The sequence below is a fragment of the Actinosynnema sp. NPDC023587 genome (genome assembly GCF_040640215.1).
Taxonomy (GTDB): Bacteria; Actinomycetota; Actinomycetes; order Mycobacteriales; family Pseudonocardiaceae; genus Actinosynnema.
Window position 1 is genome coordinate 402,743 of record NZ_JBFABG010000005.1, and the last position, 24,891, is coordinate 427,633.

General features: G+C 74.7%; 23 protein-coding genes. 9 read left to right on the forward strand and 14 right to left on the reverse strand.

The window, feature by feature from the left end; all coding sequences use genetic code 11:
- The first annotated feature begins 111 nt into the window (after window positions 1-111).
- The 3 genes from AB0G01_RS17490 (at window position 112) to AB0G01_RS17500 (ending at window position 2,867) form a co-directional block, all read left to right on the forward strand.
- On the forward strand, window positions 112-315 hold the full coding sequence (locus tag AB0G01_RS17490) for a hypothetical protein (RefSeq protein WP_360946380.1): 204 nt from the start codon (window positions 112-114) through the stop codon (window positions 313-315).
- A gap of 142 nt (window positions 316-457) precedes the next feature.
- The gene (locus AB0G01_RS17495; RefSeq protein WP_360946383.1) at window positions 458-2,113 is read left to right on the forward strand and encodes a cellulose binding domain-containing protein; all 1,656 of its coding nucleotides are present in this window, start codon (window positions 458-460) and stop codon (window positions 2,111-2,113) included.
- Between the two features lie 187 nt (window positions 2,114-2,300).
- A complete protein-coding gene (locus AB0G01_RS17500) occupies window positions 2,301-2,867 on the forward strand; it encodes a carboxymuconolactone decarboxylase family protein (protein ID WP_360946386.1) in 567 nt (188 codons plus the stop codon).
- Between the two features lie 79 nt (window positions 2,868-2,946).
- Here the strand turns inward: AB0G01_RS17500 and AB0G01_RS17505 are convergent, their stop codons facing one another.
- The 3 genes from AB0G01_RS17505 to AB0G01_RS17515 all read right to left on the reverse strand — a co-directional run bounded on the left by AB0G01_RS17505 (window position 2,947) and on the right by AB0G01_RS17515 (window position 7,286).
- A complete protein-coding gene (locus AB0G01_RS17505) occupies window positions 2,947-4,005 on the reverse strand; it encodes an acetate/propionate family kinase (protein ID WP_360946512.1) in 1,059 nt (352 codons plus the stop codon).
- Entirely contained in the window at window positions 4,005-6,332 is a 2,328-nt protein-coding gene (locus AB0G01_RS17510; protein WP_360946389.1) for a phosphoketolase family protein, read from the reverse strand. Before AB0G01_RS17510 ends, AB0G01_RS17505 begins: the two co-directional genes overlap by 1 nt.
- Window positions 6,333-6,413: 81 nt before the next feature.
- On the reverse strand, window positions 6,414-7,286 hold the full coding sequence (locus AB0G01_RS17515; protein WP_360946392.1) for a universal stress protein: 873 nt from the start codon (window positions 7,284-7,286) through the stop codon (window positions 6,414-6,416).
- Between the two features lie 336 nt (window positions 7,287-7,622).
- Here AB0G01_RS17515 and AB0G01_RS17520 point away from each other — a divergent pair, with 336 nt between their 5' ends.
- Entirely contained in the window at window positions 7,623-8,291 is a 669-nt protein-coding gene (locus AB0G01_RS17520) for a response regulator transcription factor (protein WP_360946395.1), read from the forward strand.
- 13 nt (window positions 8,292-8,304) lie between these two features.
- Here the strand turns inward: AB0G01_RS17520 and AB0G01_RS17525 are convergent, their stop codons facing one another.
- From AB0G01_RS17525 to AB0G01_RS17550, 6 genes are read right to left on the reverse strand one after another with little or no spacing between them, the layout of a single operon-like run.
- A complete protein-coding gene (locus AB0G01_RS17525; protein WP_360946398.1) occupies window positions 8,305-9,504 on the reverse strand; it encodes a thiolase family protein in 1,200 nt (399 codons plus the stop codon).
- Window positions 9,470-10,972 (reverse strand): AMP-binding protein, encoded by a 1,503-nt coding sequence (locus tag AB0G01_RS17530; RefSeq protein ID WP_360946401.1) that lies wholly within the window; start codon window positions 10,970-10,972, stop codon window positions 9,470-9,472. Before AB0G01_RS17530 ends, AB0G01_RS17525 begins: the two co-directional genes overlap by 35 nt.
- Window positions 10,972-11,553 (reverse strand): biotin transporter BioY, encoded by a 582-nt coding sequence (locus tag AB0G01_RS17535; RefSeq protein ID WP_360946404.1) that lies wholly within the window; start codon window positions 11,551-11,553, stop codon window positions 10,972-10,974. Before AB0G01_RS17535 ends, AB0G01_RS17530 begins: the two co-directional genes overlap by 1 nt.
- On the reverse strand, window positions 11,553-12,182 hold the full coding sequence (locus AB0G01_RS17540) for an energy-coupling factor transporter transmembrane protein EcfT (protein WP_360946406.1): 630 nt from the start codon (window positions 12,180-12,182) through the stop codon (window positions 11,553-11,555). Before AB0G01_RS17540 ends, AB0G01_RS17535 begins: the two co-directional genes overlap by 1 nt.
- Window positions 12,179-12,901, reverse strand: a complete 723-nt coding sequence (locus AB0G01_RS17545; protein WP_360946409.1) for an ABC transporter ATP-binding protein — start codon at window positions 12,899-12,901, stop codon at window positions 12,179-12,181. The genes AB0G01_RS17540 and AB0G01_RS17545 overlap by 4 nt, the downstream gene beginning before the upstream one ends.
- The gene (locus tag AB0G01_RS17550) at window positions 12,898-13,338 is read right to left on the reverse strand and encodes a thioesterase family protein (RefSeq protein ID WP_360946412.1); all 441 of its coding nucleotides are present in this window, start codon (window positions 13,336-13,338) and stop codon (window positions 12,898-12,900) included. The genes AB0G01_RS17545 and AB0G01_RS17550 overlap by 4 nt, the downstream gene beginning before the upstream one ends.
- 136 nt (window positions 13,339-13,474) lie before the next feature.
- Between AB0G01_RS17550 and AB0G01_RS17555 the strand changes: the two genes are divergently transcribed.
- A complete protein-coding gene (locus AB0G01_RS17555) occupies window positions 13,475-14,446 on the forward strand; it encodes a zinc-dependent alcohol dehydrogenase family protein (RefSeq protein WP_360946415.1) in 972 nt (323 codons plus the stop codon).
- A gap of 42 nt (window positions 14,447-14,488) precedes the next feature.
- On the opposite strand, the gene AB0G01_RS17560 is transcribed toward AB0G01_RS17555, so the two are convergent.
- Window positions 14,489-16,168, reverse strand: coding sequence for a GAF domain-containing protein (locus AB0G01_RS17560; RefSeq protein WP_360946418.1), 1,680 nt, complete (start codon window positions 16,166-16,168; stop codon window positions 14,489-14,491).
- Window positions 16,169-16,307: 139 nt separating this feature from the next.
- Here AB0G01_RS17560 and AB0G01_RS17565 point away from each other — a divergent pair, with 139 nt between their 5' ends.
- Genes AB0G01_RS17565 through AB0G01_RS17575 form a run of 3 tightly spaced genes read left to right on the forward strand, consistent with a single transcriptional unit; the run spans window position 16,308 to window position 19,259 of the window.
- Window positions 16,308-17,282 (forward strand): nitroreductase, encoded by a 975-nt coding sequence (locus tag AB0G01_RS17565; RefSeq protein WP_360946421.1) that lies wholly within the window; start codon window positions 16,308-16,310, stop codon window positions 17,280-17,282.
- A 47-nt stretch (window positions 17,283-17,329) separates the two neighbouring features.
- Window positions 17,330-18,301 (forward strand): magnesium transporter CorA family protein, encoded by a 972-nt coding sequence (locus AB0G01_RS17570; RefSeq protein ID WP_360946424.1) that lies wholly within the window; start codon window positions 17,330-17,332, stop codon window positions 18,299-18,301.
- A gap of 4 nt (window positions 18,302-18,305) precedes the next feature.
- Window positions 18,306-19,259 carry a phosphotransferase gene (locus AB0G01_RS17575; RefSeq protein ID WP_360946427.1) on the forward strand — a complete coding sequence of 318 codons (954 nt, stop codon included), beginning with the start codon at window positions 18,306-18,308 and terminating at the stop codon, window positions 19,257-19,259.
- A 25-nt stretch (window positions 19,260-19,284) separates the two neighbouring features.
- Here AB0G01_RS17575 and AB0G01_RS17580 read toward each other — a convergent pair whose 3' ends face one another.
- From AB0G01_RS17580 to AB0G01_RS17590, 3 genes are all read right to left on the reverse strand, one after another.
- Window positions 19,285-19,902: an LLM class flavin-dependent oxidoreductase gene (locus AB0G01_RS17580; protein ID WP_360946430.1), complete on the reverse strand. Its 618-nt coding sequence runs from the start codon at window positions 19,900-19,902 to the stop codon at window positions 19,285-19,287.
- A 324-nt stretch (window positions 19,903-20,226) separates the two neighbouring features.
- On the reverse strand, window positions 20,227-21,513 hold the full coding sequence (locus tag AB0G01_RS17585; RefSeq protein ID WP_360946433.1) for a bifunctional o-acetylhomoserine/o-acetylserine sulfhydrylase: 1,287 nt from the start codon (window positions 21,511-21,513) through the stop codon (window positions 20,227-20,229).
- Complete coding sequence (locus AB0G01_RS17590; protein ID WP_360946514.1) at window positions 21,510-22,583, reverse strand: 2-oxoglutarate and iron-dependent oxygenase domain-containing protein; 1,074 nt, start codon at window positions 22,581-22,583, stop codon at window positions 21,510-21,512. Before AB0G01_RS17590 ends, AB0G01_RS17585 begins: the two co-directional genes overlap by 4 nt.
- A gap of 425 nt (window positions 22,584-23,008) precedes the next feature.
- Between AB0G01_RS17590 and AB0G01_RS17595 the strand changes: the two genes are divergently transcribed.
- Window positions 23,009-23,290: a hypothetical protein gene (locus AB0G01_RS17595; protein WP_360946436.1), complete on the forward strand. Its 282-nt coding sequence runs from the start codon at window positions 23,009-23,011 to the stop codon at window positions 23,288-23,290.
- A 15-nt stretch (window positions 23,291-23,305) separates the two neighbouring features.
- On the opposite strand, the gene AB0G01_RS17600 is transcribed toward AB0G01_RS17595, so the two are convergent.
- Window positions 23,306-24,865 (reverse strand): PQQ-binding-like beta-propeller repeat protein, encoded by a 1,560-nt coding sequence (locus AB0G01_RS17600; protein WP_360946439.1) that lies wholly within the window; start codon window positions 24,863-24,865, stop codon window positions 23,306-23,308.
- Window positions 24,866-24,891 lie beyond the last annotated feature (26 nt).

Consider the following 24,891-nt stretch of genomic DNA (forward strand, 5'->3'; position numbering starts at 1 on the left):
ACGCCGCGCTCGGACGAGCGCGCCGGCCACCGCCAAAACGCGGTGCGACGCCGACCGGGCAGCAGCGCCTTCGGCCGACAGGGGGCCGGTGCGGTCGCGCCGATCGCCCAGGTGGGTGATCGGACCGCCGGTCGCGCGGTCGGCCGCCGCCGGGCCGACCCGGGGAAGATCACCCGGTCGGTCCAGCCCGGACCGGCGGCCGGCCAGGTCGTGGGCGGCGTCCCGCCGTGCTCCGGCCAGGTCGTGGGCAGGTGGCGCGCGCCGGCCGGGTCGGCGGCGCAGCGCCCCGGCGCGCGGTGCCGGCACCGGTGGTGACCGTGGTGTGCCGGGTGCGCCCGGCGCGCGCCTGACGATCCGGACCGATTCGTTGACTCCGCCGGTAGCCGTGCCTATAAAGGTCCAGACCACGGGTGTAGGCCGCGACACCCGACCGCCCTGCCCGGAAGGTGACTTCGGCATGAGGAAACGTCTGTCAGCGGTGGGTGTCGCGCTCGTCCTCGCCGCCGCCGTCACCGCGCCGGCCCAGGCCGCGACGGCCACCGTGACCGCCGCGTTCACCCAGGACTCGGTGTGGAGCACCGGGTACGGCGGCAGGATCGCGCTGACCAACACCGGCGACGCGGACAGCACGGGCTGGGTGGTGGAGTTCGACCTCCCGCCGGGTTCGGCGATCACCAACTCGTGGAACTCGGTGCTCACCCGGACCGGTCAGCACTTCCGGTTCGCCAACGCCGCGTTCAACGCGAAGATCCGCCCCGGCGGCACCGCCGGGTTCGGGTTCACCGTCAGCGGGAACGGCCTGCCCACCGGGTGCGCGGTCGACGGCGCGCCCTGCGCGGGCGGCGGCCCGGCCCCCGACACCACCGCGCCGACCGCCCCCGGCGCGCCGCTCGCGACCGGTGCCACGCCGAGCTCGATCTCGTTGCTGTGGAAGGACGCCGCGGACGACGTCGGCGTCGCGGAGTACCAGGTGCTGGCCGGGTCGACGGTGGTCGCCACCTCCACCACGACCTCCGCGACGGTCGGCGCGCTCATCCCCGACACGACCTACGCGTTCACCGTCCGCGCCCGCGACGCGGCGGGCAACACGTCCGCGCCGAGCGCCCAGGTCGTCGCCCGGACCGCCGCGACCGGCGGCGGGTCCGCTGTGGACGTCACGACCGCCGCGCAGCTCCGGGCCGCGCTCGCGGACGCCGTGCCGGGTCGGACGATCCGGCTCGCGGCGGGCGTGTACCGGGGGTCGTTCGTGGTCACCCGGCCCGGTACGGCCACCGCGCCCATCACGCTCACCGGTCCGGCGGACGCCGTGCTGGTCAACGACGGGCCGTCCGGCGACGCGCCGAGCTGCCCGACCCCCACCGCCGGGTGGGACCCGGGGTACGGCCTCTGGCTGCACGACGCGCCGCACTGGAACCTGACCGGGTTCACCGTGCGGGAGTCCAAGAAGGGCATCGTCGTCGACAACTCCCCCCGCACGGTGATCTCGCGGGTGTCGGTGCACCACGTGGACGAGGAGGGCGTGCACTTCCGGCGCTCGTCGGCGGACAGCGTGCTGAGCGACTCGACGATCACCGACACCGGGCTGGTGCAGCCCGGCTACGGCGAGGGCGTCTACCTCGGGTCGGCGAACTCGAACTGGGGCTGCCACGGCAACTCCGGCGGCGTCGACCGCAGCGACCGGGTGCGGGTGCTGGGCAACCGGATCGGGCCGAACGTCACCGCCGAGCCCGTCGACGTCAAGGAGGGCACCGCCCACGGCGTCATCCGCGGCAACACCTTCGACGGCAGGGGGATCTCCGGCCAGAACTCCGCCGACTCCTGGATCGACGTCAAGGGCGTGGGCTACACGATCGAGGACAACACCGGCACGTTCGCCTCCCCCGGCACGTTCGCCAACGGCTACGAGACGCACAACCCGGTCACCACCCCGTCGTTCCTCAACGGGTGCGGGAACGTGTGGCGCGGCAACCGCTCCGACCTCGGTGGCGTCGGCCGGTACGCGATCAAGATCACGTCGACGTCGAAGTGCCCCGGGCTGCCCAACGTGGTGCACGCGTCGAACACGGTGACCCGTGCGGTCGGCGGGCTGACCAACGTCCCCGTCACGCCGTGACGGCGCGGGCGGAGGCGGTCGGCCCTCGTCCTCCAGGATCGCCAGGTGACCGGCGGTCACCGACCCGGCAGTTGTGGGATGTTCGACCCGGAACGGCCGGCGGGACGCCGAAGAGTCCCTGGTGGACGGCTGCGGTTGGGCCGTTTCGGGGCACGCGGAGCGCGGCGCGGGCACTAGCTTGGAGGTCATGGCGCATATCGACCTCGGCGTGGACGAGTCCCTGTTCCCCGGCATCTCCGGCCCGATGCGGTTCCGACCGGAGACCGCCGAGCCGCTCAACCGGCTGGCCGAGACGTTGTTGCGCGCGCCGCACTCCCTCCCGCAGGGCGACCGCGAGCTGATCGCCGCGTACGTGTCCGGGCTCAACGAGTGCACGTTCTGCTGCGAATCGCACTCGGCGATCGCCGCCGCCCAGCTCGACGACGGGATGGCGCTGGTCAAGGAGGTCCGCGAGGACCCCTACAGCGCGCCGATCACGGACAAGCTCCGGGCGCTGCTGAAGATCGCCGCCGCCGTGCAGGAGTCCGGCCGCAAGGTCACCACCCTCCTCGTGGACGAGGCCCGCGCCGAGGGCGCGACCGACGTGGAGATCCACGACACGGTGCTGATCGCGGCGGCGTTCGCGATGTACAACCGGTACGTCGACGGCCTGGGCACGCTCGCGCCGGCGGACCCGGCGGTCTACAAGGAGTCGGCGCGGCGGATCGTCGACCACGGGTACACCGCCGCGCTCGCCGACGCGCCCGCCCCGTGACGATCCCACGGTGACGACCCGGCGGTGAGCACCCGCCGGTGGGCACCCGCCGGTGAGCACCCGCCGGTGGGCGCGGGGTTCAGCCCAGCACCCGGCGCACGCCCGCCGCGATCTCCAGGTCCTCCCGCGCCCGCACCACCACGACCGCCACCGCCGACCCGTCGGCGCTGACGACCTCGTCACCCGTCCGCCCCGCGTTGCGCTCCGGGTCCAGCGCCACGCCCAGGAAGCCCAACCCGTCCACGGTCCGCCGGCGCACCAGGGCGTCGTGCTCCCCCACTCCCCCGGTGAACACCACCGCGTCCACCCCGCCCAGCGACGCCACCATCGCCGCGATCCCCTGGCGCAGCCGGTGCACGAACACCTCGACCGCCAGTTCCGCCTCGGGCGTCCCGGCGCGGTGCACGTCCCGGAGGTCCGCGCTCCCGGACAGCCCGAGCAGCCCCGACCGGTGCTCCAGCTCGTCCTCCAGCTCCGCCGCCGAGAGCTTCCCCTTGCGCAGCAACCACACCAGCAACCCCGGGTCGACGTCACCGCTGCGCGTCGCCATCACCAGGCCCGCCAACGGCGTGAAGCCCATCGTCGTGTCCACCGACCGCCCGTCCCGCACGGCCGCCAGCGAACACCCCGCGCCCAGGTGGCAGGTCACCACGCGGGACCCGCCGGCCAGTTCCGCGGCACGGCGTGACGCGTAGGCGTGGGACAGCCCGTGGAAGCCGTAGCGGCGCACGCCCCACTCGTCCCGCCACCGCGACGGCACCGCGTAGGTGGCCGCGAACCCGGGCATGGTGTGGTGGAACGCCGTGTCGAAGCACGCCACCTGCGGCACGTCCGGCAGCAGCGACGTGACGGCGTCGATCCCGGCCAGCGCGCGCGGCTGGTGCAGCGGGGCCAGGTCGGTGAGGCGCTCGATCGACGCCCGGCTCCCGGCGTCGAGCACCACGGGACCGGCGAAGTCCGGACCGCCGTGGACCACCCGGTGGCCCACGGCCGCCACCTCCGGGGCGTCGGCCAGGAACTCCTCCACCCCGCCGGTGCCGTCCCAGCGCTCCAGCGTGCGCTCGGCCACCACGTCGTCCCCGTCGAGCACGGACAGCTTGAGGCTCGACGAGCCCGCGTTCACCACGAGCACGCCCATCAGTACGGCCACACCCAGTCGCGGACCTCGGGCAGGTCCTCGCCGTGCTCCCGGATGTAGGAGTGGTGCCGGGTCCGCTGGTCCTGCATCCGCTGGCGCAGGCCCACCGCGCGCGGCCCCAGGCCGGGCACGCGGTCGATCACGTCGATCACCAGCCGGTAGCGGTCCATGTCGTTGAGCACCAGCATGTCGAACGGCGTGGTCGTGGTGCCCTCCTCCTTGTAGCCGCGCACGTGCAGGTTCGCGTGGTTGGTGCGCCGGTAGGTCAGGCGGTGGATGAGCCACGGGTACCCGTGGTAGGCGAAGATCACCGGCCGGTCGGGGGTGAACAGGGCGTCGAATTCGCGGTCCGGCATCCCGTGCGGGTGCTCGGTCTCCGGCTGGAGCCGCATCAGGTCGACCACGTTGACCACCCGCACCCGCAGTTCGGGCAGGTGTTCGCGGAGCAGCGCGGCGGCGGCCATGACCTCCAGCGTGGGCGCGTCGCCCGCGCACGCCAGCACCACGTCCGGTTCGCCCTCGGCGGTGCCGGCCCAGTCCCAGGTGCCCGCGCCGCGCGCGCAGTGCAACGCCGCCTCCTGCGGGCCCAGCCAGTCCGGGGTGAGGTTCTTGCCCGACACGATCACGTTGACGTAGTCGCGGCTGCGCAGGCAGTGGTCGGCGGTCGAGAGCAGCGTGTTGGTGTCCGGCGGCAGGTAGACCCGGACCACCTCGGCCTTCTTGTTCATCACGTGGTCGATGAAACCGGGGTCCTGGTGGGAGAACCCGTTGTGGTCCTGCCGCCACACGTGCGAGGACAGCAGGTAGTTCAACGACGCCACCGACCGCCGCCACGGCAGCTTCCGGCTCGTGCCCAGCCACTTGGCGTGCTGGTTGAACATCGAGTCGACGATGTGGATGAACGCCTCGTAGCAGTTGAACAGCCCGTGCCGCCCGGTGAGCAGATAGCCTTCCAGGAACCCCTGGCACAGGTGCTCGGAGAGCACCTCCACCACCCGGCCGTGGTGCGCCAGGTGCTCATCGGTCGGCAGCACCTCGGCCTGCCACTGCTTCGCGGTGACGTCGTACACCGCGTCCAGCCGGTTGGAGGCCGTCTCGTCCGGCCCGAACAGCCGGAAGTTCTCCCGGTCCGCGTTGAGCTCCAGCACGTCGCGCAGCATCCGGCCGAGCACCCGCGTGGGCTCCGAGGTCGTGGTGCCGTGCTGGGTCACCTCGACGCCGTGCGCGGCGAGCTCGGGCAGCCGCAGTTCGCGCAGCAGCAGGCCGCCGTTGGCGTGCGGGGTCGACCCCATCCGGCGCGGACCGGCCGGGGCGAGCGCGAGCAGTTCGGGTTTCGGCCGGCCGTCCTCGTCGAACAGCTCCTGCGGCCGGTAGGAGCGCAACCAGCTCTCCAACTGCCGCAGGTGTTGCGGGTTCTCCCGCACGCCCGGGAGCGGCACCTGGTGCGCCCGCCACGTGCCCTCGACCGGAACGCCGTCCACTTCGGACGGACCGGTCCACCCCTTCGGGCTGCGCAGCACGATCATCGGCCAGCGCGGGCGGTCCCGGCCGCCGGCGGACTTGATGCGCCGGATCTCCTCCACCGCGCCGTCGAGCACCTCGGCCATCCGCGCGTGCATCTCGGCCGGGTCGTCACCCTCCACGTAGGACGGGGCGTAGCCGTAGCCGCGCAGCAACGCGTCGAGCTCGTCGTGCGGGATGCGCGCCAGCACGGCCGGGTTGGCGATCTTGTAGCCGTTGAGGTGCAGGATCGGCAGCACCGCGCCGTCGCGCCGGGGGTCCAGGAACTTGTTGCCGTGCCAACTGGCCGCGAGCGGGCCGGTCTCCGCCTCGCCGTCGCCGATAACGCACGCCACCAGCAGGTCCGGGTTGTCGAACGCCGCGCCGAACGCGTGCGCCAGCGAGTACCCGAGTTCCCCGCCCTCGTGGATCGAGCCCGGCACCTCCGGCGCGACGTGGCTGGGCACCCCGCCGGGGAAGGAGAACTGCCGGAACAGCCGGCGCATCCCGTGCCCGTCGCGCGGCACGTCCGGGTAGTTCTCGCTGTAGGAGCCCTCCAGCCAGGTGTTGGCCAGCAGCGCCGGGCCGCCGTGACCGGGCCCGGTCACGAACAGCACGTCGAGCTCCCGTTCCAGGATCACCCGGTTCAGGTGGGCGTAGAGGAAGTTCAGGCCCGGCGTGGTGCCCCAGTGGCCCAGCAGGCGGGGCTTGATGTGCTCCGGCGTCAGCGGTTCGGCCAGCAGCGGGTTGTCGAGCAGGTAGATCTGACCCGCCGACAGGTAGTTGGCCGCGCGCCAGTAGGCATCGACCAGTGACAGGTCCGTCATCCGTGCCCTCTCCCCTGTGTCCGGTTGTCTCGCGTGCGCCCTTCGGAGCGGGTTACCCGCAACCCGACCGGTCAAGCCCGGTCAGTCCGCCGCCGGCGGTCGGACCACGGCCAGCGGGCACGGCGCGTGGTAGACGAGGGTCTGGCTGGTCGAGCCGAGCAACATGCCCTTGAACCCGCCGCGCCCCCGGCTGCCGACCACGAGGAGCTGCGCGCGGTCGGCGAACTTCAGCAGCGCGCGCACCGGCCGGTCCCGCACCACCACCCGTTCGACCTCGACGTCCGGGTACCGCTCCTGCCACCCGGCCAGCCGCTCGGCGAGCACCACGCGCTCGTCCTCCTCGATCCGGTCCCAGTCCACCGCGAGCGGGCTCCCGAAGGCGCTGTCCACCGCGACGTCGTTGCCGGCGATCACCGCGACCAGCGGCGCGTCGCGCATCGACGCCGCCTCGAAGGCGAACTCCACGGCTCGTTCACTGGCGGGCGACCCGTCCACGCCGACCACGACGGGCCCGGTCTCGGGCAGCGCGTCGCGCACCACGACCACCGGGCACTCGCCGTGCGCCGAGACGGCCACCGCGACCGACCCGATCAGCACGCCGCTGAACCCGCCCAGCCCACGGGACCCGAGCACGACGGTCCGGGCGCGCTTGGACTCCCACACCATCGCCCCGGCCGCGCCCGAGTGCTCCAGCGCGACCGACACCTCGACCTCCGGCGCGACGTCCCGCACGACGGCCTCGGCCTCGGCCAGCCACTGCCGGCCCTGCTCCTCCAGCGCGCGACGCACCTCGTGCCCGGTCAGGACGATCTCCGGGTAGCCGCGTCCGGGCACCAGGTAGGCGTGCACCAGCTTGAGCGGCACGCGGTGGCGGGCCGCCTCCTGCGCGGCCCACTTCACCGCCGCCTGAGCCGATGTCGAACCGTCCACTCCGACCACGATCGGAACACTCATGAACCCAATCCTTTCCGAAGACGGTGGAACGCGCGCGTCGACAACCCCGACGCTAGGCACCGGGCGCGGCGGCGGCAGCGGTCCGAGGTCCCGGTCGACCGGGGACCAACGACCGCGTTGCCGAGCGACCCCGGATGATCTGATCGAGGGCGGGAGGAGCGGGGGCGAACCGGTAGCACCGATCCGGGTGGTGAGTGGTGGCACGTGCCGTCGCGGGGCTGTTCGCGCTCACCTCGGCCACCGCGCTCGCGGTGGTGGCGCTGCGCCGACCCCGGTCCGACCGGGCGTCACGCGCGCTGGTGACAGCGCCTACCCTACCCTGGTCGTGGAGGAATGATGGCTGAGCCAGGCGCGAAGGTGTTCCTCGTGGACGACCACGAGGTGGTGCGGGTCGGCGTGCGGGAGCTGCTGACCAGCGCGGCGGACCTGACCGTGGTCGGCGAGGCCGGCTCGGTGGCCGAGGCGCTGGCGCGGGTCCCGCCCAGCGGCGCGGACGTGGCGGTGCTCGACGTGCGCCTGCCCGACGGCAACGGCATCGAGCTGTGCCGCGAGCTGCGGTCGCTGCTGCCCGACCTCCGGTGCCTGATGCTGACCTCGTTCACCGACGACGAGGCCCTGTTCGACGCGATCATGGCCGGCGCGTCCGGGTTCGTGCTCAAGCGCATCCTGGGCACCGACCTGGTCTCCGCCGTGCGCACGGTCGCGGCCGGCGAATCCCTCCTGGACGCCCGCTCGACCTCCGCGCTGCTCAACCGCATCCGCCGCGAACGCGAGCAGGGCGACCCGGTGCGGGTGCTCACCGAGCAGGAGCGCGTCGTGCTCGACCACATCGGGCGCGGCCTGACCAACCGGCAGATCGCCGAGGAGATGTTCCTCGCCGAGAAGACGATCAAGAACTACGTCTCGCACCTGCTCGCCAAGCTCGGCCTGGAACGCCGCACCCAGGCGGCCGTGCTCGCCACCCGCCTGCGCCGGCCCGACCCGTCGAGCCGCGAACCGGGCTGACCGGCCCGGCCGGTCACCCGATCCGCTCGAACAGCGCGGTCAGGCCCAGGCCGCCGGCGATGCCGAGCATCGCCAGGCCCCGGGCACCGGACGGGTGGTCCTCGCGGACCAGTCGGGTGAACAGGCGGGTCACCAGGATCGCGCCGGAGGCCCCGAAGGGGTGACCGAGCGCGATCGCGCCGCCGTCCCGGTTCACCCGTTCCTCCTCGATCGCCAACTGGTCGAGGGAGGCGAGCACCTGGGCGGCGAACGCCTCGTTGAACTCGATCGCCGCCACCGTCGCGAGGTCCAGCTCCGGGCGGCGGGCGAGCAGCCGGCCGGTCGACGCCACCGGGCCGATGCCGAGCAGGTTGGGGTCCACGCCGGCCGAGGTGCCGTCCACGAAACCCAGCACCGCGCCCGGACCCAGCCGCCGCGCGGTCGCCAGGCTGGTGACCAGCATCGCGCTCGCGCCGTCGTTGAGCGGGCACGAGTTGCCCGCCGTCACGGTCCCGCCGTCGGCGAAGGCCGGGCGCAGCGCGGCCAGCGCCCGCGCCGTCGTGTCGGCGCGCGGGCACTCGTCGACCTCCACCAGGCCGCCCCGCGTCGGCACCGCGACCGTCTCGGCGGCGAACCGGCCCGCCGCGATCGCCGCCGTCGCCCGCCGGTGGCTGCGCAGCGCGAACGCGTCCTGGCGCTCGCGGCCGATGCCGAACTCGCGCGCCACGTTCTCGGCCGCCTCGCCCATCTCCGGGTCGCCGATCGACTCCGGGGAGAAGCGGGCGCGGCCGTAGAAGCGCGGGACGCCGGTCGGCCGGGACGGGCGCTCCGCACGCCAGGGCGCGGTGCTCACGCTCTCCACCCCGCCGGCGAGGTAGCAGTCCCCGGCACCGGCCGCGACCAGGCGCGCGGCCTGCACCACCGCCTCCAGCCCGGACCCGCACTGCCGGTCGACGGTGACCCCGGGAACGTGCACCGGCAGGCCGGCCGTCAACGCCGCGAGCCGCGCGACGTTGCCGCCGCCGCCCGCCGCGTTGCCGATGACGACGTCGTCGACGTCGGCCGGGTCGACCCCGGAGTCCGCCAGCACCGCGCGCAGCACCGGTGCCAGCAGGTCTTCGGCGCGCACCCCGGCCAGCGCGCCGCCCGCGCGGCCCACGGGCGTGCGCCGGGCGGCGACGACGACCGGCCGGCGGTCGTCAGGCGGGCAGCTCGGTGAGCCGGCTGTCACCATCGTCGATCCACTCCTCAAGTCGGGCACGGACGATCTTCCCGCTGCGGGTGAGCGGCCAGTCCCGGACGGCGTAGACCCGGCGCGGGACCTCGTGGCGCGGGAGGTGCGCGGCGCAGCGGCGCAGCACCGCCGACCGGGTGAGCCCGGCCGCGCCCGGCCCGGACACCACCGCGACGAGCACGCTGCCCAGGTAGTCGTCGGGCCGGCCGAGCACCACCGCCTCGTCCACCCCGGCCAGCCGGCGCAGCGCCGATTCGACCTCGCTCGGGTGGACGTTGTGGCCGCCGGTGATCACCATCGCGCCCGCCCGGCCGACCAGGTGCAGCTCGCCGGCCTCGTCCAGCCACCCGTGGTCGCCCACGGTGGACCACTCGCCGTCGGTGCGGAAGGCGGTGCCGTCGTCGCCCCAGACGTACCCGGAGCTCACCAGGGGGCCGCGCACGTGGATCGCACCGGGTGTCCCGGCCGGCAGCCGGTCGCCGGCCGGGCCCCGCACCTCGACGTCGACGCCCGGGAAGGGCGTGCCCACCGAGTCGGGGTCGCCGTCCGGCTCCGCGCCCGCCGGGGTGCGCCGGACGCTGACGAAGCTGAGCTCGGACGCGCCGTAGTACTCGTGGACGTCCGCGCGGGGGAAGGAGGCGCGGGTCCGCTCCAGGGTGGCCGGGTCGAGCTTGGCCCCGCTGCTGACGATGGCGGTCAGCCCGGGGTGGCGTCCGGGGTGCGCGGCCAGTTCGGCGTTCAGGCCGCGCAGCATGGTCGGGACGACGACCAGGCGCGTCACCCCGCCGAGCGCGGCCCGCACGCCGCCGGCGTCGAACTTCGGCGACGTCGTGAAGGTCGCCCCCTCGTGCAGCGCCTCCACCAGCGCGTACAGGCCCAGGCCGTGGGAGAGCGGTCCGGGTGCCAGGGTGTGGTCGGCGGGCCCGACGCCGAAGACCCCGGGCCCGTGGGCGAGGCTCGCGCGCCAGGACCCGCGCGAGCGCGAGAACGCCTTGGGCAGCCCGGAGGTGCCCGAGGTGAAGCCGATCAGGAACGTGCTGGCGGCGGCACCGGGCGCGAGCTCGCGGCCGGGGTCGGCGTCCCGGTGCGCGGCGAGCCAGTCGGCGTACTCCGGCCCGCCGGCGACGAGCACGGGCGCGTCGGCCTCGATCGGCCGCGTGGTGACCACCAGGTCCGGCCGCAGCCGGCGCAGGACCTCGCGCGCCTGCCCGACCGGCCAGGCCGGGTCGAGCACCGCGCAGACCCCGTCGCCCGCCGTCGCGCCGGCGAACAGCTCCGCGAACGCCGGGGAGTTGCCCACGTCGAGCGCGAGCAGCGGCCGGTCGCCCCCGATCGCCCGCAGTCCCGCCGCGACGGCGGCGGCGCGCTCGGCGAGTTCGCCGTAGCCGAGCCGGAACTCCCCCACCCGGAATGCGTCGACGTCCGCGCGCCGACGCCACCACGTGAGCAGCCGCTCGCCCAGCGGCATCACTTCACCGGCACGGGGTAGGCACGCCGCACGCCGTACGCGACCAGGCCCGCGAGGACGGCCTTGACCAGGTCGCCGGGGACGAACACGAGCCCGCCCACCAGGGCCTCGCCCAGGGCCAGGCCGCTGGAGACCGACAGCCACGGGACGCCGAACAGGTAGACGACGACGATCCCGCCCGCCACGCACGCGGCGGTGTAGCCCGCCGTCTGCGCCCACCGGCCGCGCAGGCGCAGCACCCAGAACTTGACCAGCAGGCCGACCACCAGCGCGCCGGGTATCCAGCCGACCAGGTAGCCGCCGGTCGGACCGAGGAACACCCCGATGCCGCCCCGGCCGCCCGCCAGCACGGGCAGCCCGACGGCGGTCAGCAGCGCGACCAGCGCGCAGGCCAGCGCGCCGCGCACCGGGCCGAGGACCGCGCCGGCGAGCATCACGCCGAGCGTCTGGAGCGTGATGGGGACCGGGACGACCCCGAGGGTGACCGGCGGGACCAGCCCGAGCGTGACGATGATCGCGGCGAACAGCGCGATCATCACCACGTCCCTGGTGCCGATTCCGGTTCCGCTGCGCGTGGACATCACGTGTTCTCCCGATCGGGGTGCCGAGGTGGTGGGTAGCAGCGAGCGTCGATCGCGTCGGCGATGTCGTCGGCGGACTTCAGCGTCCGCACGACCAGCGGCACGACCAGGGCCACGGGGTTGGCCCGCAGCCCCCGGGCGGCCTGCGCCTCCCGGATCTCCCGGTAGCGGCGCTGCACCTCGGGGACGAACCGCAGCACCAGGGACACGCCCAGGCTGATCCGCGCCGGGTTCGCCAGGCCGAGCCGCGCCAGGGGTGCCATCAGCCGTTCGAAGAACTCCAGCAGGTCGGCGGCCCGGGTGCTCAGGGTCACCGACAGCGCGAGCAGGAGCAGCGCCAGCAGCCGGAACAGCGTCACGAGAGCGGTGTGGAGGTCCTGGAACACCGTCGCGGCGACGAAGATCACCACGAGCATGACCAGCAGTCCGGTCGACTGGCGGCGCAGCGCGGCCGGCGGCGGGCGCACCGACACCAGCAGCCCGGCCGCGACGGCGGCGGCGACGCCCAGCACGGCCACGTCGTCGGTGAGGAAGAGCGCGATGCCCGCCGCGAACAGCACGCCGAACTTCACCGCCGGCGGCAGCCGGTGCAGCGGCGTGCGCCCGCGCACGTACAGGGACAGGCTCACGAGCAGTTCTCCCGGTACCAGGACACGGCGGTGGCGGGGTCGGCGTCGCACGCGATGCGCCCCTGGTGGATCACCAGCACCCGGTCGAAACCGCCGAGCAGCTCCAAGTCGTGGGTGACGACCACGGCGGACGGGTCCATGTCCGCGATCGCGGCGCGGATCACGTTGCGGTTCTTCAGGTCCAGCAGCGTGGTCGGCTCGTCGAACACGACCGCGCCGGGGCGCATCACCATCACCGCGGCGAGCGCGACCAACTGCTTCTCGCCCCCGCTGAGCAGGTGGCTCTGCCGCTCGGCGAGGTGCGCGATGCCGAAACCGGCCAGGGCGGCGGCCACCCGGCCCGGGACCTCGCCCTTGGGCAGGCCGATGTTCTTCAGGCCGAACGCCAGGTCTTCGGCGACGATCGGGAACACGATCTGGTTGTCCGGGTTCTGGAACACGAACCCGACCCGGGACCGCACCGCCCGCACGTCGTCGGCGGTGTCCAGGCCGTCGACCCGGACGGTGCCCGCGTCCGGCAGGACCAGGCCGTTCAGCAGGCGGGCGAACGTGCTCTTGCCCGAGCCGTTCTCCCCGATCACGCCGATCCGCCGCTCGGCCAGCCGGACGGTCACGCCGTCGAGCACGGTGCGGCCGTCGTAGGCCACGCGCACGCCGTCGAGGTCGAACACCGGTCCGGTCGTCGGGGTGGGCAGCGGGGCGTCGGAGGTGCGGGTCATGCGGCCGGGCCACCGGACGTGGCGGCCGGAGTCGCGGCGGGGTCGGTGGTCGCGGTCAGCGCGTCCCGGACGTGGTCGGGCACCGGCACGGCGCTGCGGGTGGCGGGGTCGACGCACACCCACACCACCGACGCCCGGACGGCGGGCCCGTCGCCGTCCAGCGGACGGACCTCCGCCTCGAAGGTCAGGCTGGTGCGGCCGACCCGGGCCACCCGCGCGGTGACGTCGACCACCTCGTCGAACCCGACCGGGCGCTGGTAGACGACCTCCACCTTCTTGACGTGGTAGGCGAGTTCGGACGAGCGCGGGTCGAACCGGTCGGACAGGCCGCTCTCCCGCAGGAACTCGTTGACGGCGTCCTCGGCGTACGCGACGTAGCGGCCGTTGTGCACGTTGCCGTGCATGTCGACGTCGGAGAACGGGATTCTGGTCCGCACGTGCGTGGGCCTTTCCTCTGGTCGATCCGGGGCACGCCGGAGCGGGGTCGCGGTCGGGGCGGCGAGCCGATCCATGGTCGTCGGTCCCTTCGACCCTTGTCCATATGATGTGCCCAGGTCACACCGGAGGTGAGGGTTGTTCAGGACGATCGTGCGGTCCTTCGGTCCCGCTGCCGACGTGGTGCGGGTCGAGCGCTACGCACCGCCGCCGCCCGGTGCCGGCGAGGTGCTGGTGCGCGTGGTCGCGGCCACGGTCAACCCGTCCGACCTGGTCACGATCTCGGGGGCGTACCGGTCGCGGACCGCGCTGCCCCTGGTGCCGGGCTTCGAGGGCACCGGCGTGGTCGAGCGGCTGGGCCCCGGCGTGACCGGCCTGGCGGTGGGTGACCGGGTGCTGCCGATCGGCACGCCCGGCGCGTGGCAGCAGGTCAAGCTGACCGAGGCCCGCTGGTGCTTCGCGGTGCGCCCGGAGCTGACCGACGACCAGGCCGCGACCTGCTACATCAACCCGCTGACCGCGAAGCGGATGATCGACGAGCACGTCGTGCCCCGGGGCCTGCCCCGGGTGGTGGTCAACGCCGCCGGCTCCGCGATCGGCCTGATGCTGGCCCGGATGCTCGACCGCCTGGGCGTCCGAGCGGTCGGCCTGGTGCGCGGCGACCCGGACCGGCCGGAACTGGCGGGAGCCCCGTGGTCGGCCGTGCTGAGCACCCGGCACACCGACTGGCCCGCCGAACTGCTGCGCCTCACCGGCGGGCCGGAGGTCGTCTTCGACGCCGTCGGCGGCCCGGAGGGCGAACGCCTGGCCCTGACCACCCGCACCGGGGGCTGCGTGGTGCACTACGGCCTGCTGTCCGGCCGGCCGCTGCCGGCCGACCTCCCCGCCCGCAGGCCCGACCTGGCGATCCGGCTGTTCCGGCTGCGCGACTGGGTGCACACCGGCGGGCGCGCCGAGATCCAGCGCGCGTTGGACGAGGTCGGCGAACTCGTGCTGACCGGCGAGGCGGCGTCGCGGATCCAGCACAGGTTCCCGCTGGCCGGCATCGCCGACGCGATCCGCCGCAGCGTCGACCACGCCCGGGACGGAAAGGTCATCGTCGTCCCGTGACCCCGTGACCCCGTGCGGCCGGTGTCCGCCACGACCTGGCGCTCAGGTCAGCGGGACCTGCCAGGACAGGCGGGTGCCGCCGGCGTCGGCACCGACGGTCAGGGTGCCGCCCAGCAGCGCGGCGCGCCGCGCCAGGTTGTGCAGGCCGCTGCGCGCCACCTGCTCGGGCATGCCCACGCCGTTGTCGACCACCGTCACGGTCAACCGGTCCCCCGCCTCCACCGTCACCGTCAGCTCGGACGCCCGCGCGTGCCGGACCACGTTGCTCACCGCCTCCCGCACCACCGCCTCCGCGTGCTCGGCGATGTCGTCGGGCACCGAGTTGTCCACCGTCCCGGTCATCCGCACGGTCGGCGTCACCGCCGCGTCCGAGGTCACCTCCGACACCAGGTCCAGCAACCGCCGGCGCAGCCCCGGCACGTCGTCGGACGCCTGGAGGTCGAAGATCGTCGTCCGGATCTCCAGCACCGTCTCGTCCAACTGGCCCACGGCCCGCTCGACCCGCTCCCGCACGCGCGGCTGCCGGATCGACGACAACGCGCCCTGGAGGCTCATCCCGGTGGCGAACAACCGCTGGATCACGTGGTCGTGCAGGTCGCGGGCGATCCGGTCGCGGTCCTCCAGCACGTCCACCAGCCGGCGCGCCCGCTGGTTCTCCGCGAACTCCAGCGCCACCGCCGCCTGGTCGGCGAACGAGGCCAGCAGCGGCACCTGGTCCGCGCCGAACTGGGCGCTGCCCTTCTCCCGCGCCGCGAGCAGCACGCCGTGCACGGTGGACCCGGTGCGCAGCGGCACGACCACCCCCGGCCCGACGGCGATCGACGTCTGCCCGAGGCGTCCGCCGAGGTCGTCGGCCAGCATCGGGGTGCCGGAGTCGAGGACCTCGCCCGCGACCGTGCCGTCACCGGCGAGCACCTCGCCCACCAGCGCTTCCACGTGCGCGCCCGCGCCCGACGCGATGCGCAGCCGCCCGCCGTCCTCCACCAGCACGATCAACGACATCGCCGCCGAGGACAGCTCCCGGGTGCGCTGCGTGATCAGGTGCAGCGCGTCCTCGGCCGACGCGCCGCCCAGCAGCACCGAGTTGATCTCGGCGGCGGCCTCCAGCCACCGTTCCCGCATCCGCGACCGCTCGAACAGCCGGGCGTTCTCGATCGCCACGCCGGCCGCCGCCGCCAACGCCGCGAGCACCACCTCGTCGTCGGGCGTGAAGTCCGCGCCGTCGGTCTTCTCGGTCATGTAGAGGTTGCCGAACACCTCGTCGCGCACCCGCACCGGCACGCCGAGGAAGCTGTGCATCGGCGGGTGTTCGGGAGGGAAGCCCACCGACAGCTCGTGCTCGGTCAGGTCGTGCAGCCGGATCACCCGGGGGTCCTTGATCAGCAGCCCGAGCAGGCCCTTGCCCTCGGGCAGGTGCCCCATCCGCTCCCGGGTCGACGCGTCGATGCCGACGTGGACGAACTCCGACAGGTCGTCACGGGTGCCCAGCACGCCCAACGCGCCGTAGCGCGCGCCGACCAGCTCCACGGCGACCTGCACGATCCGCTGCAACGTCGAGTCCAGCTCCAGACCCGCCCCGACCGCGAGCACGGCGTCCAGCAGCCGCTGCATCTTGTCGCGCGTCGACCCGATCTCGGTGAGGCGCTCGCGCATCTCGTCCAGCAGCTCGTCCAGCCGCAGTCCGCTCAACAGGCGTTGGGGCACGTCCTCGGGTCCGACCACGGTCCGCAGCGTTCCACGGTCGCACCGCGCGGCCAAGTCCGCTCGTCCCGGCCGACCAGGGACCTTCGACCGTGGGAGCGGGCCGGGCCGGGCCCGACAGTGGAGGGGGCGGTTCGAGCACGGGAGTCGAGGTGTCGGGATGGGCGAGGTGACCGGTGTGCTCGGGTTGGACGCGGACGGGGTCGTCGAGGTGCTGACCACCGCCACCCGCGCCCCCTCGGTGCACAACACCCAGCCGTGGCGGTTCCGGCTGGGCCCGGACCGCATCGAGCTGCACCCCGACCCGACCCGCCGGCTGCCCGCGACCGACCCGGACGGGCGTGAGGTGCGGCTGGCGTGCGGCGCGGCGCTGTTCAACCTGCGCCTGGCCCTCCAGGCGCGCGGCATCCGGCCGTTGGTGTCGCTGCTGCCGGACTCGGCGGTGGCCGAGGTGCGCGTGGGCGGGCGGTACCCGGCGGACGAGGAGACCCGCGCACTGCTCGCGGCCGTGCCGCTGCGGCGCTCCAACCGCAAGCCGTTCCACGACGCGCCCGTGCCCGCCGCGCACCGGCTGGCGCTGGTCCGGGCGGCCGAGCGGGAGCGGTCCTGGCTGCACGTCATGACCGACCGCGAGCAGCGGTCCCGGCTGCGGCAGCTCGTGGCGCGGGCGCACCGGGCGCAGTCCGGCGACCCGGGCGTGCGGGCCGAGCTCGACGCGTGGACCGGCGGGCGGCCGGCCGACGGCGGGGTGCCGGTCGCGTCGGCCGGAATCCGCCCCGCGACGCGGGACGACTGGGCGCTGCGCGATTTCCGGGGCCGCGAGCGCGAGCCCGGCAAGGACCACGAGTCCGACCCGCTGGTGGTCGTGCTGTGCTCCTTCCACGACGGCCCGCTCGGCGGGGTGCAGGCCGGTCAGGCGTTGCAGGGGGTGCTGCTGACCGCGACCGCGTCCGGGTTGTCGGCGTCGTTCCTGTCGCAGCCGGTCGAGGTGCGGCCGGTCCGGGACGAGTTGCGCCGCGCGCTGGGCGGCGCGGTGGTGCCGCAGGCGGTGCTGCGGATCGGGTTCGGGTCGCCGGTACCGGCGACGCCCCGGCGCGCGGTCCCCGACCTGCTGATGGAACCCGCCGTGCGGTGAGCGCGGCACGCCGGTCGGTCCGCGCCGTGCTGATCTACTGTGGGCGGATGGCACGGACACGCCTGTACCGGCACGGGGTGCTGGAGGCCGAGGGGCTCCCGGTCCGCGAGGTGGCGCGGCACCGCCGGGACGAGGGCGTCATGATCTGGATCGACCTGTGCGGCCCGTCCCAGGAGGAGCTCACGGCGCTGGCCGACGACCTCGGCCTGCACGCACTGGCCGTCGAGGACGCGTTGCACGCCCACGAGCGCCCCAAGCTGCACCAGTACGACACGCACCTCTTCCTGTCCGCGTACGCGGTGCGGCTGGACGAGTCGAGCGGGCACCTGGCGCACGCCGAGCTGTCCGCGTTCGTCACCCGGCAGGCGCTGGTCACCGTCCGGCCCGACGACCGGTTCGACGTGGGCCTGCTGACCGCGCGGTGGGACGAATCCCCCGGGCTCGCCGCGAGCGGTGTCGGGTACCTGGCGCACGGGCTGCTGGACTGCGTGGTGGACAGCCACTTCGAGGCCGTCCAGTCGCTGGACGAGGACATCGAGCGGTTGGAGGACCTGGTCTTCGCCGACCGGCCGAACGACGTCGACATGCAGCGGCGGGCGTTGTCGCTGCGCAAGTCGCTGGTGACCCTGCGCCGGGTGGTGCTGCCGATGCGCGAGGTCGTCAACGGGCTGATGCGCCGGGACCACGAGCTGGTCGACAGCACGCTCATGCCGTACTTCCAGGACGTCTACGACCACGTGCTCCGGGCGAGCGAGTGGACCGAGTCCCTGCGCGAGCTGGTGGCGACGATCCGGGAGACGCAGCTCGACATCCAGGGCAACCGGCTCAACCTGATCATGAAGAAGGTCACCGGGTGGGCGGCGATCATCGCCGTGCCGACCGCCATCACCGGGTTCTACGGGCAGAACGTGCCCTACCCCGGTTCCGGCGAGCCGTGGGGGTTCTGGGTGTCGACGACGGCGATGCTGCTGCTGTCCGGCGGGCTGTACGCCACCTTCAAGCGCCGCGACTGGCTGTGACGGCGTGCGCGACCTCCCGCCGGGGTTGACCGGGGAGCAGGTCCGCGACGGGCTGGCGGCGTTCGGGATCCGGGCGCGGTCGGTGGCCCACGCGGCGGTCGGGTTCGGCGACCACCACTGGGTGGCGGACCGGCGGTGGTTCGCCACCGTCGCGGACCTGACCCGCAAGCCGCACTGCGGGACCGGGGCCGTCGCCGCGCTGGCGGGCCTGCGGGCGGCGATGGGCACGGCGGTCGCGCTCGGCGACGAGCTGGACTTCGTCGTGCCGCCCCGGCTGTCGCTCGACGGTGATCCGGTGGTGCCGCTGGACGAGCGGTACGCGTTGAGCGTGTTCCCGTTCACCGAGGGCGAGCCCGGCGAGTTCGGCCGGGTGCCGACCGCCGACGAGCGCGACCGGCTGCTGGACCTGCTGGCCCGGCTGCACGCGTCGGCGGTGCCCGCGCCGCCCGTCGAGGTGGCCGTGGACGGGCGGGCAGCGCTGGAGTCCGCGCTGACCCGCCTGGACCGGCCCTGGACGGGCGGCCCGCACGCGGAGGACGCCCGCCGGCTGCTGTCCGCGCGGGCCGGGGTCGTCCGGGACGGGCTCGCCGAGTTCGACCGGTTGGCCGGGCTGGTCCGGGGGCGGCCGGTGGTGGTCACGCACGGCGAGCCGCACCCCGGGAACCTGATCGCCACCGACTCCGGGTACCGGCTGGTCGACTGGGACACCGTGCGGGCGGCGGTGCCCGAGCGCGACCTGTCCGTGGTGGCCGCCGGTCCGGGTCCGGCCGGTGATCTCGGCCGGTACGCGGAGATCACCGGGCACGTGCCGGACGTGGCCGCGCTGTCGCTGTACCGGCTGCGGTGGAGCCTGGTGGACGTGGCGGAGTTCGCGTCCTGGTTCCACGGGCCGCACGAGGCCTCCGAGGACACCTCGGCGGCGTGGCGCGGCCTGGTCTCGACGCTCGACGACCTGTAGCCGGGCCCGGGTGCGGGTTCCCGGGTCACCGCCGCCACCCCAGGGCGGGCGCGACGACGGTCGCGACCCGGCTCAGCTCCTCGACCGCCACGTCGACGTCGACCAGGGTGATCTCGGGCAGGAACCAGCTGTCGGCGTTGAGCAGGTCGACCAGGCCGGGTTCGGGCACGGCGAACCGGGGGCGGCGGGCGGTGTCCGCGTAGGCCAGGGCGATCCGCCGCTCGGCGGTCAGCAGGCCGTCGCCGTCCCGGCCGACCCGGGCGGCGTCGCCGGTGTCCGCCGCCCGCCGCCAGATCCGGTCGGCCAGGGCCGGCACGGGCGGTCGCCGCACCTCGCCGCGCAGGGCGGCGCGCACCGCGTCGGGCTCGTCCACGCCGAGTTCCAGCAGGCCACCGCTGAACGCGTCGAGCACGGCCGCGTCCTCGGCCATCCGCAGCGGGTGCGCGAACGTCGCGGCGACCGCGCCCAGCCGCAGACCGGGTGCCCGGACCGCCGCCGCACCGAGGAACACCAGCGGTGACGACAGGTGCGCGCCGACCCAGCCGCCGTCGAAGCCGAGGCGGCTCGCGGCGGCGAAGACGTCCAGGAGCTTGCGCGGATCGCCGTCCCCCCGCAGGTGGAACCCCAGCTTGAAGGTGCTCACGCGATCTCCTCGGGAAGTTGCGGCACGGCGTCCGGCGGTGCCCGGTGCCGGGGTGGCACGGGTCGTCGCCGGTCACGCACTCTTCGACCACCCGCCCGTCCTCCGACACCGCCAAGCGGTCGCAAGGTGGTCGCACCACGCCGATCCGACGCCGCGCCACCGGCACGACATCACCGCCGGGCACCGACGCCGTCGAGCTCCCGCGCACCACGGCCGGCGACGACGCGGGGAGCGCCGGCGGCGAACCGCCCGGCCCGACCGCCGACGGCGTCCGGGCCGGGCACCGACCGTCCTGGGTGGACCTGTCCGGTGCGGCCGGCGCACTCACCCACCGGCCAGGCCCCGGGCCAGGTCCGCGAGGAGGTCCTCGACGCCCTCGACGCCCACGGACAGCCGGACCAGGCCGGGCGTGACGCCGGACGCGACCTGCTGGGCCGGGGTGAGCTGCGCGTGCGTCGTGGACGCCGGGTGGATCACCAGGCTGCGCACGTCGCCGATGTTGGCCAGGTGGCTGAACAGCTCCACCCGCTCCACGAACCGGCGGCCGGCCGCCAGACCGCCCGCCAGTTCGAACGACACGATCGCGCCGACGCCCAGCGGGTGGTAGCGCCGCGCCGCGTCGTGCCACGGGCTCCCGGGCAGTCCCGCGTAGTGCACCTCGGTCACCGACGGCTGCTCGACGAGCCAGTCGGCCACCGCGCGCGCGTTGGCCACGTGCCGGTCCATCCGCAGCGACAACGTCTCGATGCCTTGCAGCAGCAGGAAGCTGTTGAACGGCGACACCGCCGGCCCCAGGTCGCGCAGCAGCGTCGTGCGCAGCCGCAGGCCGTAGCCGACACCGCCGAACTCCTGTGCGAACACCAGCCCGTGGTAGCTCGGGTCCGGCGCGGTGAGCTGCGGCCAGCGCGCCGGGTCGGCGGTGAAGTCGAAGCGCCCGGCGTCGACCACCACCCCGCCGATGCCGGTGCCGTGCCCGGACAGGAACTTGGTGGTGGAGTGCACCACGACGTCCGCGCCGTGCTCGATCGGCCGGGACAGGTACGGCGTCGGCACGGTGTTGTCCACCACCAGCGGCACCCCGGCCCGGTGCGCCACGTCCGCGACCGCCGCCACGTCCAGCACGGTGCCGCGCGGGTTGCCGACGGTTTCCGCGTACAACGCCCTGGTGCCGGGCCTGATCGCGGCGCGCCACTCGGCCAGGTCGTCCGGGTCGCGCACGAAGTCGACCTCGATGCCCAGGTCGGCGAACGTGTGCGCGAGCAGGTTGTACGTGCCGCCGTACAGCGCGGCGGAGGACACGAGGTGGTCACCGGCGCGCGTGATGTTCAGCAACGCCAACGCGGTCGCGGCCTGGCCGCTGGCCACGGCGACCGCCGCCGCCCCGCCCTCCAGGTCGGCGATCCGCTCCTCCACGACCTGCGTGGTCGGGTTGGACAGGCGCGTGTAGGCGTGGCTCTCCAGGTCCCGCAACGCGAACACCTCGGCGGCGTGGTCCGCGTCCTGGAACGCGAACGACGTCGTCTGGTAGACGGGGGTGGCGCGCGCGCCCGTCGTCGGGTCGGGCCGCGCGCCCGCGTGGACCTGCCGCGTCTCGAACGACCAGCCGGTCATCCGCGTTCCGCCACGACGTCGGCCCACCAGCGCCGCGCGACCTCCGGGTGCGAGCGCAGCCAGCCGAGCACCGCGTTGTCGCCGAACGCCGCGTGCAGCGGGTTGTCGGCGTCCTGGCTCACGCCGCGCGCGCCGGCCGCCAGCTCGGCGGGCAGTTCCAGCGGCTCCACCACGGCGTCCAGTCGCGGCCCGAGGAAGAACGGCACCGAGTACCGCTCCACGCCCGCCGGCGGGCTGACCACCCGGTGCCGGGTCGCGGTCAGGTAGCCCCGCGTCGCGATCTCCAGCATCTCCCCGATGTTGACCACGAAGCTGCCGGGTACCGGGGTCGCGTCGATCCAGCCGCCGTCGGCCGCCCGCACCTGGAGCCCGCCGACGTCGTCCTGTTGCAGCAGCGCGAGGTAGCCGTAGTCCTTGTGCGCGCCCACGCCCTGGTCGGCGTCCGCCGCCGGCCGACCGGGGTAGCGGACGATCTTCACGTGGGTGGACGCCTCGTCGTCGAACCAGCGGTCGAAGTAGTCCTCGTCCTGCCCCAGCGCGGCGGCCAGCGCGCGCAGCACCTCGCGGCTGACCCGCAGCGCCTCGGCCTGCCACGCCAGCGTCGTCCCGCGCAGCGCGGGCAGGTCCGCCGGCCACTGGTTGGGCCCGATCAACCGCCGCCACAGCGGGTCCCCCGGGCCCACGTCGAGCGCCGCCCGCTCGGGGCCGATGTCGAGCTGCTCCCGCCAGTCCGGCGCGCCGCCGGTGTACTCGTGCCCGGTCCGGGTGTAGCCCCGGAACTGGGGCGAGTGGACGTTCTCCACCGCGAGCCGGTTCTCCAGCGGCAGCGCGAAGAACTCCTCGGCCACCGCGAAGATCCCCGACGTGAGCTCCTCCGGCACGCCGTGCCCGACGACGTAGAAGAACCCCACCTCGTGCGCCGCGCGGCGCAGCTCCGCGAGGAACGCGGCGCGATCGGCGGCGGGGTCGCGGAAGCGGGAGAGGTCGATCACCGGCAGCGCGGGGGCGGTCGAGGAACTCACGGTCGCGAGCGTAGGGCGCTCCGACCTGGCGGAACCGTGTTCCCACATCCCGGACACGCTTGCACGTTCGGGTGAACCGGAAGCACGGACCGTCGCCGTGGCCGGGCGTTCCGCGCGCCGGACCCCGGCACCGGCGGCGGGCGGCGCACCTCACCGCGTGCGACGCTTTTCCGCCGTTGTGCGGCTATATCCGGCACAGCGCCGGGGTCGCGCCCGGATTCGCGGATCGGAACGCCGGGGCGCGGCGGTCGGCCGCCCCGGGCGGGCCGCCATCGTCGGACCCGTTGCGCCACTTGGCCGACAGCCGGCGATCCCGGTGCCCGTCAGGGGGCCCGACCCGCGTGGCCGGGCCGTGCCGCCCGCCCGTCTTCCCTGATCTTTCGTCGGGGATTCGCGGGCTTTCCGCCGTTCTCGTCCGGTCGCGGGGACTGTGGTACCCGCCGGTGGCCGCCGCGACGTGTGAAGCTGCGGGGGTGGACGACAACCTCTACTCGCTCCGGCGCGCCATCGCGGAGCACGTCACCCCGCTCGCGTCCGAGTGGGCTCCGGTGCTGTGGTCGGCGACGCGGTCGTGCTGCTGCTCGGCGAAGCCCGCCGTCGTGGTGCTGGTGACGCTGCCCGACGACCCGGCCAGGCCGGTGGACCTGCTGCTGTGCCGGTACCACCACGAGCGTTCCCGGAAGGCGCTCGCCGGCTCGGTGGCCTACGACGCGGGCGACCCGGTCCACTGCCCGCCCCAGGTCGCGCACCGCTGAGCCGACCGGCGGGCCTCAGCCCCGCCCTCCCCCGACGAGTCCCACGACCGGCGACGGGGTGCCGCCGTAACCGCCCCGCGCGAGGACGACCGCACCCGGCGCGGCCACCAGGAACGACTCCGGGGACTCGCCCGAACCGTCCATGCGCACCGGCACGCTCGTCGCCGGCGAACCGTCCAGGTCCTGCACCACGACGGTCATCTCCCGCCCGTTGTCGGCGCACGTCCGGACGTAGGTGGTCGCCGTGGTGACGTCGGCCGAGCGGTCCCGGCACGCGCCGGCGTCGAGCGGTCGGGTCGTGCCGGTCGCCGGGTCGAGCACCTCGACCTCCTCGGCCACGGGCCCGTCCTGGACCTCCAGCAGCACGCGCGGGCCGAGGTCGGTGCGCACGGTCCGGCGCGGGTCGGGCCGGTGGAGCAGCGCGCCGGTCTCCGCGTCGAACAGGCCCCGGGTCACCGAGCCCGGCAGCGACCGGGTGGAGACCAGCCGCGCCCACACCGCCGCGCCGTCCGGGGTGCCGTCGAGGTGGACGTCCGACCCCTCCCCGTCGTCCGGGCCGAGGCCGACCCGGTGGTGCCACCGCTCGGCACCGGTCTCCTCGTCCAGCGCGAGCAACCGGAGGGCGTCCGGGCACTGGACGGCGGTGAACACGGTGGTCTTGCCGCGCACGGCCCGCGTGTAGGGCGCGGTGCACCCCTCCGGCGAGGCCCAGCGCCACTTCTCCTCGCCGGTGACCAGGTCGTAGCCGGTGATCAGGTCCCGATCGCGCAGCGCCAGCACGGCCGTGCCGGGGGTGATCGCCTCGACTTCCGCCACCACCGCCGGGATGACCTTCTCGAACCGCACGACGCCGGTGTCCGCGTCCAGCACCACCAGGAGTTGGCTCCGGGTGTCGAGCCGCGAGCGGAAGCCCACCACCACGGCCGCGCCGTCCTTGGACGCCGTCAGGGTGGCCACGTACGCGCCGCGCCGGGCGTAGCGCCACTGCTCGTCACCGGCCGCGCCGTCCAGCGCCACCACGATCCCGCCGTCGACGCCGACGACCACCCCGTGCCCGGCCGCGACGAGCGCGTCGACGTCCCCCGGCGGTTGCCACGACCACTGCCGACCGGTCAGCCGCTCCGCGACCGCCGGCGGCGCGAAGTCCCGCGCGTCCCGGGGTTCGGAGTCGACCACCACCGCCTCGGCCGCCACCGGCGCGAGCACGGCCGCGCCCAGCGCGACGACCGCCGCCACGACACCCGCCGGCCGGACCCGCCAACTGCCCGCCGCGCCGACACCGGTCGCGACCACCAGCGCGCCCACCGCCACCACCGGCAGGCGCGGACCGGTCAGGCCCGCGCCCAGATCGGGGACGAGCAGCCACAGCGACAGACCCAGCGCCACCACCGCGCCCAGCACGGCGGTGATCCGCGCGGCCCTCGACCGGGCGAAACCCAGCGCGGCCACCACGACGACGCCGACCGCCAACCCGATGACCGGCCCGTCCACCGCCTCCGATCGCCCGGCACCGCCGGACAGGAACGGCGCGGCGGCAGTGGTCGCCGCACCGACGATCGTCAGATAACGCAGCACGTGAGGAACCTCCGCCGATCAGACGG